Raw genomic sequence first — 238 nt, forward strand, 5'->3', positions numbered from 1 at the left:
TCCAGGAAGCGAGGTCCTGGAGGAGGCCCTTGAGCTAGCGGGGGAGGGGGCCCGGAGGGGAGCGGCCCTGGCGGAGATGGCCCTCTGCCACCTGGCCCTGGGACGGAAGAGGCTGGCGAGGCGGGCCGCCGGGGAGGCCCTGGAGCTTCTGGACACCCACGCCCCGGCCCGCGCCCGGGTGCTGGTGGCCCTGGCGGAGCTCTCCCGCCGGGAGGGGAAGGAGGAAGGCGCCCTGGCC

Annotated in this window: 1 pseudogene; it reads left to right on the plus strand. The window is 76.9% G+C overall.

The features are described 5' to 3' along the window. Positions 1 to 238 (plus strand): annotated as a pseudogene (locus tag ACYQ0J_RS00525) (tetratricopeptide repeat protein); the annotation flags it as partial.

The organism is Thermus sp. FJN-A (genome assembly GCF_054655095.1).